General features: G+C 70.8%; 13 protein-coding genes, 2 tRNA genes and 1 pseudogene. 13 read left to right on the forward strand and 3 right to left on the reverse strand.

The window, feature by feature from the left end; all coding sequences use genetic code 11:
- Window positions 1–135 precede the first annotated feature (135 nt).
- The 9 genes and pseudogenes from ACYVE7_RS16245 to ACYVE7_RS16285 form a co-directional block, all read left to right on the forward strand.
- Window positions 136–531, forward strand: a pseudogene (locus ACYVE7_RS16245) (acyl-CoA dehydrogenase family protein); the annotation flags it as partial.
- 60 nt (window positions 532–591) lie between these two features.
- Window positions 592–1,746, forward strand: coding sequence for an acyl-CoA dehydrogenase family protein (locus ACYVE7_RS16250; protein ID WP_460365548.1), 1,155 nt, complete (start codon window positions 592–594; stop codon window positions 1,744–1,746).
- A gap of 10 nt (window positions 1,747–1,756) precedes the next feature.
- Complete coding sequence (locus ACYVE7_RS16255) at window positions 1,757–3,010, forward strand: OB-fold domain-containing protein (RefSeq protein ID WP_460365538.1); 1,254 nt, start codon at window positions 1,757–1,759, stop codon at window positions 3,008–3,010.
- Window positions 3,007–4,173: a lipid-transfer protein gene (locus ACYVE7_RS16260; protein ID WP_460365539.1), complete on the forward strand. Its 1,167-nt coding sequence runs from the start codon at window positions 3,007–3,009 to the stop codon at window positions 4,171–4,173. The genes ACYVE7_RS16255 and ACYVE7_RS16260 overlap by 4 nt, the downstream gene beginning before the upstream one ends.
- A 71-nt stretch (window positions 4,174–4,244) precedes the next feature.
- The gene (locus ACYVE7_RS16265; protein ID WP_460365540.1) at window positions 4,245–4,694 is read left to right on the forward strand and encodes a pyridoxamine 5'-phosphate oxidase family protein; all 450 of its coding nucleotides are present in this window, start codon (window positions 4,245–4,247) and stop codon (window positions 4,692–4,694) included.
- A gap of 46 nt (window positions 4,695–4,740) precedes the next feature.
- Window positions 4,741–4,815: transfer RNA gene (locus ACYVE7_RS16270), tRNA-Val, on the forward strand.
- 8 nt (window positions 4,816–4,823) lie between these two features.
- Window positions 4,824–4,895, forward strand: a tRNA-Val gene (locus ACYVE7_RS16275).
- A gap of 203 nt (window positions 4,896–5,098) precedes the next feature.
- Window positions 5,099–5,647, forward strand: coding sequence for a class I SAM-dependent methyltransferase (locus ACYVE7_RS16280; protein WP_460365541.1), 549 nt, complete (start codon window positions 5,099–5,101; stop codon window positions 5,645–5,647).
- Between the two features lie 4 nt (window positions 5,648–5,651).
- Window positions 5,652–6,851 (forward strand): hypothetical protein, encoded by a 1,200-nt coding sequence (locus tag ACYVE7_RS16285; protein ID WP_460365542.1) that lies wholly within the window; start codon window positions 5,652–5,654, stop codon window positions 6,849–6,851.
- A gap of 311 nt (window positions 6,852–7,162) precedes the next feature.
- Here the strand turns inward: ACYVE7_RS16285 and ACYVE7_RS16290 are convergent, their stop codons facing one another.
- The 3 genes from ACYVE7_RS16290 to ACYVE7_RS16300 all read right to left on the reverse strand — a co-directional run bounded on the left by ACYVE7_RS16290 (window position 7,163) and on the right by ACYVE7_RS16300 (window position 9,373).
- Window positions 7,163–7,870, reverse strand: a complete 708-nt coding sequence (locus tag ACYVE7_RS16290) for a hypothetical protein (RefSeq protein ID WP_460365543.1) — start codon at window positions 7,868–7,870, stop codon at window positions 7,163–7,165.
- Between the two features lie 29 nt (window positions 7,871–7,899).
- On the reverse strand, window positions 7,900–8,466 hold the full coding sequence (locus ACYVE7_RS16295) for an RNA polymerase sigma factor (RefSeq protein WP_460365544.1): 567 nt from the start codon (window positions 8,464–8,466) through the stop codon (window positions 7,900–7,902).
- An 85-nt stretch (window positions 8,467–8,551) separates the two neighbouring features.
- The gene (locus ACYVE7_RS16300; protein ID WP_460365545.1) at window positions 8,552–9,373 is read right to left on the reverse strand and encodes an IclR family transcriptional regulator; all 822 of its coding nucleotides are present in this window, start codon (window positions 9,371–9,373) and stop codon (window positions 8,552–8,554) included.
- Between the two features lie 101 nt (window positions 9,374–9,474).
- Here ACYVE7_RS16300 and hutH point away from each other — a divergent pair, with 101 nt between their 5' ends.
- From hutH to ACYVE7_RS16320, 4 genes are all read left to right on the forward strand, one after another.
- Window positions 9,475–11,025, forward strand: a complete 1,551-nt coding sequence (hutH, locus tag ACYVE7_RS16305; RefSeq protein ID WP_460365549.1) for a histidine ammonia-lyase — start codon at window positions 9,475–9,477, stop codon at window positions 11,023–11,025.
- Window positions 11,026–11,066: 41 nt separating this feature from the next.
- Window positions 11,067–12,713, forward strand: a complete 1,647-nt coding sequence (gene hutU, locus ACYVE7_RS16310) for a urocanate hydratase (protein WP_460365546.1) — start codon at window positions 11,067–11,069, stop codon at window positions 12,711–12,713.
- Window positions 12,714–12,776: 63 nt separating this feature from the next.
- Entirely contained in the window at window positions 12,777–13,982 is a 1,206-nt protein-coding gene (locus ACYVE7_RS16315; RefSeq protein ID WP_460365547.1) for an allantoate amidohydrolase, read from the forward strand.
- Between the two features lie 10 nt (window positions 13,983–13,992).
- On the forward strand, window positions 13,993–14,592 hold a 600-nt coding region (locus tag ACYVE7_RS16320), incomplete at its 3' end, for an amidohydrolase family protein (protein WP_460365550.1).

Here is a 14,592-nt window from a genome sequence, read left to right on the forward strand (position 1 = left end):
GCCTACCTGATCGACCCGGCCCTGGCCACGCTCACCCGGCACCCGTCCGCGACGACCGACCCGCTCTACCGGGTCGATCTCGACGGCGTCGAGGGGGTCCGGCTGCCGGGCGGCGCGGCGACGCTCCGCCGGTACGTGCGGCTCGGCGCGATCGCGCAGGCGTCCGGCGCGATCGAGGCGGCCCTCAAGCTGACCACCGAGTACGTGAAGACGCGCGAGCAGTTCAACCGGGTGCTGGCCGAGTTCCAGGCCGTCACCATGCAGGTCGGCGACGTCTACATCGCCAAGACCGCGCTCGACGTCACCGTGTGGGCGGCGGCGTGGCGCGTCGCCCACGACCGTCCCGACGCCGACGAGGTCCTGGCGATCGCCGGCTACAACGCGGCCGACCCGGTCGTGAAGGCGGTGTACACCTGCCAGCATCTGCACGGCGGCATCGGCCTGGACGTCACCTACCCGCTGCACCGCTACTTCGCGCACATCAAGCAGGTGTCGGCGATCATCGGCGGGGCTGAGTCGCAGCTCGACGCCGTCGGCGCGGCCGTCCGCATGCCCGTCGAGCAGCCCGCGACCACCCCGGCGGCCGACGGGCTGCTCGTCGACCTGACCGACGAGCAGAAAGCGCTCCGCAGCGAGCTGCGCGCCTACTTCCGCACCTGCATCGACGACGCGGGCCGCACCGCCATCGCCGACGACCCGTTCGGCGGCGCCTACATGGAACACTGCCGGAAACTCGGCCGCGACGGGATGCTCGGCGTCGCGTTCCCGAAGGAGTACGGCGGCCGCGGCTACGGCCCGATGGAGCAGCAGATCTTCGCCAACGAGATCGCGCGCGCCGAGGTGCCGTACCCGATCATCACGCTGAACTCGGTCGCGCCGACCATCATCGAGTACGGCACCGACGAGCAGAAGGCGTTCTTCCTGCCGAAGATCCTCGCGGGCGAATGCCACTTCGCGATCGGCTACTCCGAGCCGGGCGCGGGCACCGACCTGGCGTCCCTGCGCACCACCGCGGTGCTGGACGGCGACCACTTCGTCGTCAACGGGCAGAAGATCTTCACTTCGGGCGGCCACTACTCCGACTACATCTGGCTGGCGGCCCGCACCTCCGACGAGGGCGCCAAGCACAAGGGCATCACCATGCTCATCGTCGACTGCAAGGATCCGGGCTACTCCTGGACCCCGATCGTCACCATGGACGGCCGCCACCACACCAACTCCTCCTACTACCAGGACATCCACGTCCCGGTCGCGGACGTGATCGGCGAGGTCAACAAGGGCTGGAACCTGATCGTCAACCAGCTCAACCACGAACGGGTCACCCTCGGTCCCGCGGGCAACATCGCGCACGGTTTCGACCGGTTCGAGGCGTGGGCGAAGCGGACCGGCGCGATCGGTGAACCGGCCGTCGCCCGGGCCCTCGGCCAGGTGTACGCGTTCCTGCGGACCAACGAGTTCCTCAACTGGCAGGTCGCCGCGAACGCCGCGCTCGGCTGGCTCGGCGCGGCCGACGCGTCCGCCACCAAGATCTACGGCTCGGAGCGGATGCAGGACTGCGGCCGGATCATCTCCGACGCGCTCGCCCGCTACGGCGACCCCGGCGACCCGGCGACCGCCGAGTTCATCGCGCGCACCGACCACGGCGTCAAGGGCGCCGTCGTGCTGACCTTCGGCGGCGGCGTCAACGAGATCCAGCGCGAACTCATCGCGATGATCGGCCTCGGCCTGCCGCGCGCGCCCCGCTAGGAGAACAAGGATGCATGACGAACTGATGGCGCTGGCCGGACGGATGGCCGCCGAAGGGGAACGGCCCGCGCCGACCCCGCCCGACCCCGTCAACCCGGCGATGATCCGGCACTGGCAGCAGGCGCTGGGCGACGTCCGCGACTGGGGCGGCGAGGCCCCGCCCGCGATGCTCCAGGTCTGGTCGATGCCCGGGCCGGTCAAGGCAAAGGGGCCGACGGCCGCCGACGCGGCGCTGAAACTGCTCAACGCCCACGGGTTCACCGGGGTCGTCGCGGTCAACTGCGAGCACGTCTACGACCGGCCCGCGAAGCTCGGCGAGGAGCTGACGTCGCGGTCCAGGTTCGGCGGGGTGGTCGGGCCGAAACGGACCGCGATGGGCGAAGGCTACTTCGTCACCTGGTACCAGTCCTGGTACGCGGGGGAGGAGCGGATCGGCGAGATGCTGTTCCGCGTCCTGAAGTTCCAGCCGGTGCGACGGCGCCCCAAGGGGAAGCCGACGCCGCCGGCGATCGGGCTCGACACCGCGTTCTTCTGGGAGGGGGCGCGCGAAGGCGAGCTGCGGATCCAGAAATGCGGTGAATGCGGGGTGCTGCGGCATCCGCCGGGCCCGATGTGCCCGGCCTGCCACGCGACGCGGCAGGAGCACGTGGTGGCGGCCGGGCGCGGCACCGTCTACAGCTACGTGGTGCACCACCATCCGCCCGTCCCCGGCCGGACTCCGCCCTACGTGGTGGCGCTGATCGAACTGGCGGAGGGGCCCCGGATCCTCGGCAACGTCCTGGACGTCGCGCCCCAGGACGTCACCGTCGGGATGCCCGTCCAGCTCACCTTCCAGCGGCTCGACGACGAGGTGACGCTGCCGCAGTGGCAGCCCGCCGGAACCCCGCCGCCACCGCCCCGCGCCGTGCCCGAGGAGCGCTCGGACTGGCCGGCCCTGGAACTGCCGCTCACCCCGACGTTCGTCATCGCCACCGCCCTGGCCACCCGCGACTTCACCCCCGTCCACCACGACACCGCGCTCGCCAGGGCGCAGGGCTCCCAGGACATCTTCCTCAACATCCTGACCACGATGGGCCTGGTCCAGCGGTACGTGCTGGACAGCGTGCCGGGCGCGTCGATCGCCGACCTCAAGGTCAAGCTCGGCGCCCCCGCCTACGCGGGCGACACCCTGGTGCTCACCGGGTTCCGCGACGGCGACACCGTGACGGTCCGCGGGACCGTCTCCCTCGGCGACCATGTGAAGGCGACGGTGACGCTGCGATGACCCTCTCCGGAAAGACCGCGATCGCGGGGATCGGGGCCACCGAGTTCTCCAAGGAGTCGGGCCGCTCCGAACTGCGGCTCGCCGCCGAAGCGTGCCTGGCCGCGATCAAGGACGCGGGGCTGTCCCCGTCCGACGTGGACGGGCTGGTCACCTTCACCGCCGACGTCAACACCGAGATCGCCGTCGCCAGGGAGCTCGGCATCGGCGAACTGACCTTCTTCTCCCGCGTCGAGTACGGCGGGGGAGCGGCCGCCGGGACCGTAGCCCACGCGGCCGCGGCCATCGCGGCGGGGCTGGCCACGACCGTGGTCTGCTACCGGGCGTTCAACGAGCGCTCAGGGCACCGGTTCGGCCAGGCCAACGCGGGGACGCGCGGCGCCACCCCGCAGGGCTTGGAGTTCTCCTGGCATCTGCCCTACGGGTTCGCGACGCCCGCCTCCTGGGTGGCGATGTACGCGCGCCGCTACATGCACGCCTACGGGGCGACCAGCGAGGACTTCGGCCGGGTCGCCGTCGCGATGCGGCGGCACGCCGCCACCAACCCGGCGGCCTGGTTCTACGAGCGGCCGATCACGCTGGCGGAGCATCAGGAGTCGCGGTGGATCGTGGACCCGCTGCACCTGCTGGACTGCTGTCAGGAGTCCGACGGCGGCGTCGCGATCGTCGTGACGTCCGCGGAGCGCGCCCGCGACCTGCCCCACCGGCCGGTCGTGATCAGCGCGGCCGCCCAGGGGTCGGCCGCCGACCAGTACATGATGTTCAGCTACTACGGCGACACCGACCTCACCGACCTGCCCGCGATGGGCGTCGTCGGGAACCAGCTCTGGACGCAGTCCGGGCTCACCCCCGCCGACGTCCAGACCGCGATCCTCTACGACCACTTCACGCCGTTCGTCCTGATCCAGCTCGAGGAGCTGGGCTTCTGCGGGCGCGGCGAGGCCAAGGAGTACGTCAAGGACGGCGGGATCGAGCTCGACGGCCGGCTCCCGGTCAACCCGCACGGCGGCCAGCTCGGCGAGGCCTACATCCACGGGATGAACGGGATCTCCGAAGCGGTCCGCCAGCTCCGCGGCACCTCCGTCAACCAGGTCGCCGACGTCACGAACGTCCTGGTGACGGCCGGAACCGGCGTCCCCACCAGCGGCCTCATCCTCACCGCCTGAACCCCGCAGGGCGGGCGCTTCGATCAGTTTCGGAGAAGCGCCCGCCCCTTGGTGATCTTTAGGATGGGCGTATGACCTCCGAGCCCCGCACCCCGGAACAGCGCCGCACCGACACCCTCGCCCTGCTGGCGGACGAAGCCGACCTGTGGCTGGCCACGGCGTCGCCCGACGGCGAGCCCTGCCTCGTCCCGCTGTCCTACCGCTGGGACGGCGAGACCGTGCTGATCTGCACGCTTCCCACCAACCCGACCGGCCGCAACCTCCTCGCCTCCGGCCGCGCCAAGGCGACCTTCGGCCGCACCCGCGACGTCGTCCTGATGGACGTCACCGCCGAGCCGATCGCCCCCGCCGACCTGCCCGCCGCCGACGGCGACGCCTTCGCCGTCCGCGCCGACTGGGATCCCCGGCTCGAACCGCAGCCCTACACCTACTTCCGGCTCCGCCCGCGACGGCTCCAGGCCTGGCGCGAAGCCAACGAGATCAAGGGCCGCACCCTGCTCAGCGACGGCGCCTGGCTCTGATTACGCGTAACACCGCCGGAGGATGTAAGCTTTGCGACGTCGAGACGGGCGATTAGCTCAGTGGGAGAGCGCTTCGTTCACACCGAAGAGGTCACTGGTTCGAACCCAGTATCGCCCACCATCGACGAAGGACGATTAGCTCAGCGGGAGAGCGCTTCCCTGACACGGAAGAGGTCACTGGTTCAATCCCAGTATCGTCCACAGCACGAGCGGTAACAGAAGCCGGACAGGTCGCAACCTGTCCGGCTTCTGTGGTTTCCGAGGGCCTGCTGGGTTATCCTTTCGTTATGCATCGAAGTGGTGAAGAACGGCACACGGCGTTGAGCTGGCACAAGGGTGGGGAATCGCCTCGGGGGGAGGCGCCGGAGCTCAAGGCGGACAGGCATCCGAGTCGGCATATGACGATGCGGATACTTGACGGGGACGCCGATACGGGGACCTGGAAGAACCTCGCCGAGTCCTACGATGAAATGTCTGGCATCTGGACTGAATGGGCGTCGGAGCAATTCGATTATGTCTCTCCGGTAAGGCAGGGGCTCAAGTTCGCGAAGCCCGCCTCCTGGGCGCTTGAAGTGTCGTGCGGGACGGGCCAGGCCACCGGCGTCATTGCCGAGAGCGTTCCCCGCGTCATCGCCACCGATGTGAACGAGAGCATGATCGAGCGCGCTCCCCGGATCCACGGTGTGACCTACAGCCTCATGGACGTGCGTGCTCTCCCACTCGACGACCGTTCTGTACCTCTATGCGTGGGATTGAATGCCGTTCTCTATCCGCCGGAAATTTCCAGGGTTCTCATGGATGGGGGGCAGGTGCTATGGTGTTCCTCGTTTGGCCCCGGTACGCCCATTTATGTCTCCCCCCAAGATGTCATCGACCACTTCGGCGCGGGTTTTGTCGGCGAGGCGGGACGTTCCGGGCACGGCGATTGGGTTCTCCTAACAAAAAAGAAGTGATCGCGTGCAGGTTGTTGAGATCGGTACCTTTCTTCTGTCCCGCCGTTTCTCGATGTCGAAACTCCACCGAGAAGGCGTCGAGGGGACCAGGAACCAGATCACGGCGACCCTCACGGAGATCTCCGCCGGATTCGACGTCGAAGCGGGCACCCTGCTGCTCGACTACCACCGCTCGCAGGGCGCCCAGCAGATCGAGACCTACGTCTTCTGGGGAATGCTCGACCCGCAGCGGCTGGGTCTGGAATGGGTCCGCTCCTGCACCGTCTACATCAGCAGCCTTTCGGTGGGGTTCGTGGTCGTCGAGATCGACGTCCCCGACGATGTGACCCTCGACTTCCAGGCCCAGGTCGGCCCCACCGGCCTCAAGTTCTACGAACTCGCCCTCGAAGGCGTGCTCCGGCCGTTGATCGCCGACTGGTGCCGGCGGATCGAAGAGGCGGTCGACTGCGTCGAACTGCCCCTGGACGTGAGCCTTCCGCGCGCGAAAATGCTCTGGTGGCACCGCATTCTGATCGCACCGGGGCCAGAACTGGAACCCGCGACGACCAAGGTCTACGGCCGGAGCTGCGAACTCGAATCCGGGGTCTGCACGGTCGGCAACGGATTCACCTCCATCAGCACCGCGGACCTCGGCCCCAAAGAGGTCTTCGACGTCGTCGCCGGGCTGGTCATCGCGACCGAGGAATGGCTCGTCCTGGACGAGTCCAATCGGAGCCTGTCGGCGGGGCTCGTCCAGCTCGGTGACGCGCGGCTCACCAATTACCGGGAGATCGAGGGCTACTACGAGCAGATCCTCGAACTCACCGAGGAGATCGCGCTGCGGAACCTCCTGATGACCGATGGAATGCGCTATCTCGCCAACGCGCGGGCCCGCGTGCACGAGGCGGCGTTCGAGATCTGGCAGATGGGCCGGGAATCGTCGCTGCTGGAAGAGCGCACCAATCAGCTACGCGAACTGTTCGGGGTGCACCAGCAGCGCGTCGCCGCGCACCGCGAGGACTCCCGGAACAGCATGATCCTCGCGTTCACCGTGCTGACCCTGGTCCAGTCGGTCCTCGCCTGGTACGTGTTCCTCGTCGAGGACGACACCAGCATGGCCGAGCAGCCGCGGCCCGTGATGGCGTTCGCCGTCCTGGCCATCAGCGTGACCTTCCTCGGCCAGCTCTGCTACCGGCTGATCACCCGGAGACGGCGCGGCAACTGACCTTACATAGAGACGGGAGAAGGGGACGGCCTGTGTGGCTGCCCCCTTCTCCTGCCGGGTCCTGCCCGCCTGCCGACCACCCCAGATCGGCAGGCCTGGCGGACCTGCTTGTGCGCCGTGTTCGCGGGCCCGGGCAAAGCCCGCGAACACGGCGTACCACCGAGGCTTCTCACGCGACCGGGCGGCCGCTCTCGCAAGAAGGGGTCGCTGCACCGTCCGGACCGGAGAGCGCGGGAAGACCCCGGCGGATTTCCGGGCATCTGGGCATGGCGGGAACGGGGGCAGAACCCGCACGATGATGCCCGGAGTCTTCATTTATCGAAGAGTGAGTTCCACTCCTTCTTCTTTCCGTTCAGCCAATCGTCCAGCCGATGGTCTTTCGGGGTGTGGTCTTTCGGTGCGCTCGCCTTGTTGACGAGGAGCAGCGAGCAGAAGGAAAGGATGTTCTGCCTGCCGCCCGCCGCGTTGACGAGCCGGTCGAACTCCTCGGCGCCGAGGTTCTTGCCGAACTTGCGGCACAGGTCCGCGAGGGTCGGCGGCGGCGCCTTGGGCTTCTTCTTGGCGGCCTTGCGGTGCGTGGACGGCTTCGGTTTGGGCTTCGGCTGCGCCTTGGCGACCTGGGACGGCTGGTCGGAAGGCGGCCTGGTGGGCGAGTCGACCGGTTGGGTGATCGAGGGGACGATCACCGGTCCAGGCCCTGGCCTGGCCGCGGTGCCGGCCGCGATCGCGGCCGCCCCGCCGACCGCCGTGACGGCCAGCGCCACGCCCACGGCTCGCGCCGTCAGCCGGCGTGCCATCAGGGAGCCGCGCTTCGATGGGTTCCTCCCGAGCACCACGATCGGATCGCCGAGCGCCGACCGGAACGTCGCGACCGCGGCCTCCTCACCGGCCAGCTCCCGTGCCGTGCCGGGGGCGGCGACGGCTGCGAGCAATTCGGCGAGTTGGTCGCTGTGGCCAGCCGGAATTCCGCGGAGCAACTGCTCTGCGTCCTTCCCGGCCATCCCTTTAGCGCTCATCATCTCTTCCAGCGTCCGCGGATCGGGAAGTGTCACTCGATTTCTGAAGCAAGTTTTCTGAGGCCCCGATAGGCGGCCGTCCTGACCGCTCCGGCGCGTTTCCCCAGCACCTGGCCTGCGGTCTTGGCGTCCAGGCCGATCAGGACCCGGAGCAGGACGGCTTCGGCCTGATCCTGGGGGAGTTTCAGGATGAGCCGGAGGGCGTGCTCGGTGCCGAGCCCGTCCAGGGCCGACGCGGCGGTGTCCTCGGGGGCGGGCCGTTCGGTCAGCTCGTCGAGGGGGGTGTCGGCCTGGGGGCGGCGCTGCCGTCGGCGGACGTGGTCGAGGGCGCGGTTGCGGGCGATGGTCGTGGCCCAGCCGCGGAAGGCGTCGTACTCGCCGGTGAAGGAGGGCAGGTCGCGGACGATCTGCAGCCAGGCCTCCGAGGCGACGTCCTCGGCGTCGTCGGCGACGAGAACCCGCAGATAGCGCAGGAGCCGGGGGTGGAGATCCTGGTAGACGGTCCGGAAGGACGCCTCGTCGCCGGACCGTGCCTTCCCGACCGCGGCGGACAGGGCCACCTCGTCGGGGAGCGTGCGCTGCGCCACCTTCCGATCCACGGGCCCCACTATGCTGCCTGAAGCGGACAAAGTGAAGATTTCATTTGTTAACGAACATGCCCTGGTGAAGGCGGCAATCGCGCGGTCAGGGGCTAGCGCCGGAACCCTCTTCTGTGCTTGGGGCGGCCTCGTTCGGATCATGTCCGCTCAGCCGCCGGGTCAGCTCGCCCGCCGCCCGCCGGATCTGGACGGCCAGGACAGGCCACTCCTGCGCCGGACGGTCGGCGGAACGGAAGGTGACCGCGATCGCCGCCGCCGGACGTCCGATGTGGTCGAAGGCCGCCGCCGCGATACTGGTGAAACCGGCCGTCACCAGGCCGTCCTCGTAGGACCAGCCGCGCCGGGCGTCCGCCTGGAGGATCCGGCGCAGCTCCGACAGGCTGGCGGGGCCCGCGCCGGTGCGCTCCGCGAGCGGCCACGGCAGGGTGGCTCTGACCTGGGCGGGGGAGAGCCGGCAGAGCATGGAGCGGCCGCTGGCGGTGAGCTGGGCGGGCAGCCGCACCCCGACGTCCGTGACGAGGGTCGCGTGGTGGCGGGGCTGCTCCTTCAGCAGGTAGAGGGTGTCGGCGCCGTGCAGGACCCCGAGCTGCGCGATCTCGCCGACCTGGTCGACGAGCCGGTGCAGCACGCTGCGCGCCAGCCGGACCAGCGGGCCCTGCCGCAGATACGCCGAGCCGATCTCGAACGCCGCCATCCCGAGCCCGTAGCGCTGCTCGTCGGGCAGGTAGGCGACGAACCCCTCTTCGATCATGGCGTTCAGCAGGTGGTAGGTGCTGGAGCGGGGCGCGCCGAGGCGCTGGGCGATCGTGGCGGCCTCCAGCGGCTCGGCGGAGGAGGCCAGGATCCGCAGCACGGCCAGGGTCCGGACGGCCGCGGGAACCTGCTTGCCCTGAGGGTTCTGCGCCATCCGGCCATTGTCTCGTATCCGAGACGAAGCCCGGTCGGCGGGGGTGCTCTGATCATGAGTGGCGCTGTTGCATGGAGGGCATGGAGACCGACATGGGGGGAATCGAGGCGGGCGCACCGCTCATCGAGGTAGGGACAGGACCGCTCGGGCTCGAGCAGGTCGCGGCCGTGGCGCGCGGCGGCGCGCTGGTGGGGCTGACCCAGGAGGCGCTGGCCGCGATGGCCGCGTCCCGGGCCCACATCGACGAGCTGGCGGCGCTGCCGACACCCGTCTACGGGGTCTCGACCGGGTTCGGCGCGCTCGCCACCCGGCACATCGACCCGGCGCTCCGCGCCAAACTCCAGGTGTCGCTGGTCCGCTCGCACGCCGCGGGCAGCGGCCCCGAGGTGGAGCGGGAGGTCGTCAGGGCGCTGATGCTGCTGCGGCTGTCCACCCTCGCCACCGGCCGGACGGGTGTGCGGCCCGGCACCGCGCTGACCCTCGCCTCGATGCTCAACGCCGGGATCACCCCGATCGTCCACGAGTACGGGTCGCTCGGCTGCTCGGGCGATCTCGCGCCGCTCGCCCACTGCGCGCTCGCGCTGATGGGCGAGGGCATGGTCCGTGACGGCTCCGGCGAGCTCGTCACGGCCGCCGAAGCCCTGGACGCCGCCGGGATCGAGCCCGTCACCCTGATCGCCAAGGAGGGCCTGGCCCTCATCAACGGCACCGACGGGATGCTCGGGATGCTGATCCTCGCGCTGGAGGATCTGCGGAACCTGTTCAAGCTGGCCGACGTGTCCGCCGCGATGTCGGTCGAGGCGCTGCTCGGCACCGACCGGGTGTTCGCCGCCGACCTCCAGGAGCTCAGGCCGCACCCGGGACAGGCGTCGTCCGCCGCCAACCTGCGGGCCCTGCTCGCCGACTCCAAGATCATGGAGTCGCATCGGGGGGCCGACTGCACGCGCGTCCAGGACGCCTACTCGCTGCGGTGCGCGCCCCAGGTCAACGGCGCCGCCCGCGACACCGCCGGATACGCCGCGCTGGTCGCCTCACGCGAGCTGTCCTCGGCCGTCGACAACCCGGTCGTGCTGCCCGACGGACGCGTGGAGTCCAACGGCAACTTCCACGGCGCGCCCGTCGCCTACGTGCTGGACTTCCTGGCCATCCCCGTCGCCGACGTCGCCTCGATGTCCGAGCGGCGCACCGACCGGATGCTCGACAAGGCCCGCAGCCACGGGCTGCCGCCGTTCCTCGCCGACGACCCCGGCGTCGACTCCGGGCACATGATCGCCCAGTACACGCAGGCCGCGATCGTCGCGGAGCTGAAGCGGCTCGCCGTCCCGGCCAGCGCCGACTCCATCCCCTCCAGCGCCATGCAGGAGGACCACGTCTCGCTCGGCTGGAACGGGGCCCGCAAGCTCCGCAAGGCCGTCGACGGGCTCAGCCGGGTGATCGCGATCGAGCTCCTGACCGCGGCCCGCGCCCTCGACCTGCGCGCCCCGCTGCGGCCCGCGCCCGCCACCGCCGCCGTCGTGGCGGCCCTGCGCACCCAGGTCCCCGGACCGGGACCCGACCGGTACCTCGCCCCCGAGATCGAGCAGGCCGTCCGGCTCGTCAAGGACGGCACCCTGCTCGCCGCCGCCGAATCCGTCACCGGCCCGCTCGCCTGATCCCCGACCCCCGGCCCCCGGCACTTCCGAGGAGTTCCACCATGTCGTACACGCCGATCCGCGCCGCGCGCGGCACCCAGCTCACCGCGAAGGGCTGGCCGCAGGAGGCCGCCCTGCGGATGCTCAACAACAACCTCGACCCCGAGGTCGCCGAGCACCCCGAGAACCTCGTCGTCTACGGCGGCACCGGCAAGGCCGCCCGGAACGTCCCCTCCTACGAGGCGATCGTCCGGTCGCTGACCTCCCTCGAAGGCGACGAGACCCTGCTCGTCCAGTCCGGCAAGCCCGTCGGGATCTTCCGGACCCACGAGTGGGCGCCGCGCGTCATCCTCGCCAACTCCAACCTGGTGCCCGACTGGGCCAACTGGGAGGAGTTCCGGCGGCTCGAATCGCTCGGGCTGACGATGTACGGGCAGATGACCGCCGGATCGTGGATCTACATCGGCACCCAGGGGATCCTGCAGGGCACCTACGAGACCTTCGCGGCCGTCGCCGCCAAGCGGTTCGGCGGCACCCTCGCCGGGACCATCACCCTGACCGCGGGGCTCGGCGGGATGGGCGGCGCGCAGCCCCTGGCCGTCACCATGAACGGCGGGGTCGCGATCTGTGTCGAGTGCGACCCGTCGCGGATCGACCGCCGGGTCGAGCACGGCTACTGCGACGTCCGGGTGGACGACGTCGCCGAGGCGCTGCGGCTGGCCGTCGAGGCGCGGGACGCCCGCCGGCCGCTGTCGATCGGGCTGCTCGGCAACGCCGCCGAGATCCTGCCCGAACTGCTCGCCGCCGGCGCGCCCGTCGACATCGTCACCGACCAGACCTCCGCGCACGACCCGCTCTACTACCTGCCCGCCGGGGTGGCGTTCGACGACATGGCGGCGCTGCGCGACAAGGACCCGGCCGGGTTCACGCAGCGGGCGCGCGCGTCGATGGCCGTGCACGTCGAGGCGATGGTCGGGTTCCTCGACGCCGGTGCCGAGGTGTTCGACTACGGCAACTCGATCCGCGGTGAGGCGCAGCTCGCCGGGTACACGCGCGCGTTCGCGTTCCCCGGGTTCGTGCCCGCCTACATCCGGCCGCTGTTCTGCGAGGGCAAGGGCCCGTTCCGGTGGGCGGCGCTGTCCGGCGAGGCGTCCGACATCGCCAAGACCGACAAGGCGATCCTCGAGCTGTTCCCCGAGAACGAGCAGCTCGCCCGCTGGATCAAGATGGCCGGGGAGAAGGTCAAGTTCCAGGGGCTGCCGTCGCGGATCTGCTGGCTCGGCTACGGCGAACGCGACCGGGCCGGGCTGCGGTTCAACGACATGGTGGCGTCCGGGGAGCTGGCCGCGCCGATCGTCATCGGCCGCGACCACCTCGACTGCGGCTCCGTCGCCTCGCCCTACCGCGAGACCGAGGCCATGCTCGACGGCTCCGACGCCATCGCCGACTGGCCCCTCCTCAACGCCATGATCAACACCGCTTCGGGCGCTTCGTGGGTCTCGATCCACCACGGCGGCGGCGTCGGCATCGGCCGCTCCATCCACGCCGGCCAGGTGAGCGTGGCGGACGGCACCGCGCTCGCCGCCCAGAAACTCGAACGCGTCCTCACCAACGACCCGGGCATGGGCGTCATCCGGCACGTCGACGCCGGCTACGACCGCGCCAAGGAGATCGCCGCCGAACGCGACGTCCAGATCCCCATGTCCTGACCTGTCGGGGCGGGGCGTCGTGGATGTGGCCGGAGCCCCTCGGGGCCTGCTGGGAGGGTTCTGATGGGGTTCGTTGAGATGTGGGAGTCGTTGCTGCCGATCGGCGGGGACGCGGTCTCGGGGTACCGGCGGTTCGCCTGGAACACCGCCGAGCTGGAATGCCGGGACTGGTTCCGGCGGCAGGCCGCCGAGCGGGGCCTGGCCGTCGAGGAGGACCGCAACGGGAACCTGTACGCCTGGTGGACCCCGGACGGGGCCGCCGGGAAAGCGGTGCTGACCGGCAGCCACTTCGACTCGGTGCCCGGTGGCGGCGCGTTCGACGGGCCCCTCGGGATCGTCTCGGCGTTCGCGGCCGTCGACGAGCTGCGGGAGCGCGGGTTCGTGCCGGTGCGGCCGATCGGGATCTCGGCGTTCGTCGAGGAGGAAGGCGCCAGATTCGGGGTCGCCTGCCTCGGCTCCCGGCTGCTGAGCGGGGAGATCCCCCTTGAGCGGGCGCTCGGGCTGACCGACCGGGACGGGGTGAGCGTCGCCGAGGCGGCCCGCGCCAACGGCCTCGACCCCGAGCGGATGGGACGCCAGGAAGAACTGCTGGAACGGATCGGCTGCTACGTCGAGCTGCACGTGGAGCAGGGACGGGCCCTGGACGTGCCCGTCGGGGTCGCTTCGGCGATCTGGCCGCACGGCCGGTGGCGGCTCGACTTCCACGGCCGCGGCGACCACGCCGGGACGACCCGGCTGGCGGACCGGCACGACCCGATGCTGCCGTTCGCCCACGCCGTCCTCGCGGCGCGGGAGGCCGCCGAACGGCACGAGACCAGGGCCACCGTCGGGAAGGTCGAGGTCGAACCCGGCGGCGTCAACGTGATCGCCTCCCGGGTGACGGCGTGGCTGGACGCGCGGGGGCCGCGTGACGAAGCCGTCAACGAGACCGTCGCCGACGTGCACCGGTACGCGCAGGCGGCCTGCCACGACCACGGGGTCGAGTTCGGGATCAGCGAGGAGTCCTACACCGGCGTCATCGACTTCAACACCGGGCTCCGCGACCGGATCGCGGACGTGCTCGGCGGGGCGCCCGTCCTGCCGACCGGCGCGGGCCACGACGCGGGCATCCTCTCGGCGCACCTGCCGACCGCGATGCTGTTCGTCCGGAACCCCACCGGCATCTCCCACGCGCCCCAGGAACACGCGGAGACGCTCGACTGCCTGGCCGGGGTCGTCGCGCTCGCGGACGTGCTCCAGGACCTGGCCGGACCGGACGCTGGGGAGTAGACAGATGGGTATGCGGTGGTTCGCCGAGCTGGCCTGGCTCGGGGACGGCGTGGCGCACGACGTCCTCCTCGAGGCCGAAGGGGAGCGGTTCACGGCCGTCACGCGCGGCGTGCCCGCCCCGCCCGACGCCGTCCAGCTGCCAGGACTCACCCTGCCCGGGCTGGCCAACGCCCACTCGCACGCCTTCCACCGGGCGCTGCGCGGCCGCACCCAGACCGGCGAGGGCACCTTCTGGACGTGGCGCGAACAGATGTACAAGGTCGCCGCCCGGCTGACGCCCGACTCCTACTTCACGCTGGCCCGCGCCGTCTACGGGGAGATGGCGCTGGCGGGGATCGCGTGCGTCGGGGAGTTCCACTACCTGCACCACCGGCCCGACGGCACCCCCTACCCCGACCCCAACGCGATGGGCGAGGCGCTGATCGCCGCCGCCCGCGAAGCCGGCCTCCGGATCACCCTGCTCGACGCCTGCTATCTGACGGGCGGCATCGGCGAGCCGCTGCGAGGCCCCCAGATCCGGTTCGGCGACGGCACCGCGGACGGCTGGGAGCGTCGCGTCTCCGCCCTGCACGCCGCCGTCGCCGGTGCGCCGCACGCCCGGGTCGGCGCG

It is taken from the genome of Actinocorallia lasiicapitis (assembly GCF_054778695.1).

Excerpts from the sequence above, each read along its gene's own strand:
- ACYVE7_RS16255 (WP_460365538.1), top strand. The coding sequence starts at position 1,757 with ATGCATGACGAACTGATGGCGCTGGCCGGACGGATGGCCGCCGAAGGG.
- ACYVE7_RS16260 (WP_460365539.1), top strand. The coding sequence starts at position 3,007 with ATGACCCTCTCCGGAAAGACCGCGATCGCGGGGATCGGGGCCACCGAG.
- ACYVE7_RS16265 (WP_460365540.1), top strand. The coding sequence starts at position 4,245 with ATGACCTCCGAGCCCCGCACCCCGGAACAGCGCCGCACCGACACCCTC.
- ACYVE7_RS16280 (WP_460365541.1), top strand. The coding sequence starts at position 5,099 with ATGCGGATACTTGACGGGGACGCCGATACGGGGACCTGGAAGAACCTC.
- ACYVE7_RS16290 (WP_460365543.1), bottom strand. The coding sequence starts at position 7,870 with ATGATGAGCGCTAAAGGGATGGCCGGGAAGGACGCAGAGCAGTTGCTC.
- ACYVE7_RS16300 (WP_460365545.1), bottom strand. The coding sequence starts at position 9,373 with ATGGCGCAGAACCCTCAGGGCAAGCAGGTTCCCGCGGCCGTCCGGACC.
- hutU (WP_460365546.1), top strand. The coding sequence starts at position 11,067 with ATGTCGTACACGCCGATCCGCGCCGCGCGCGGCACCCAGCTCACCGCG.
- ACYVE7_RS16315 (WP_460365547.1), top strand. The coding sequence starts at position 12,777 with ATGGGGTTCGTTGAGATGTGGGAGTCGTTGCTGCCGATCGGCGGGGAC.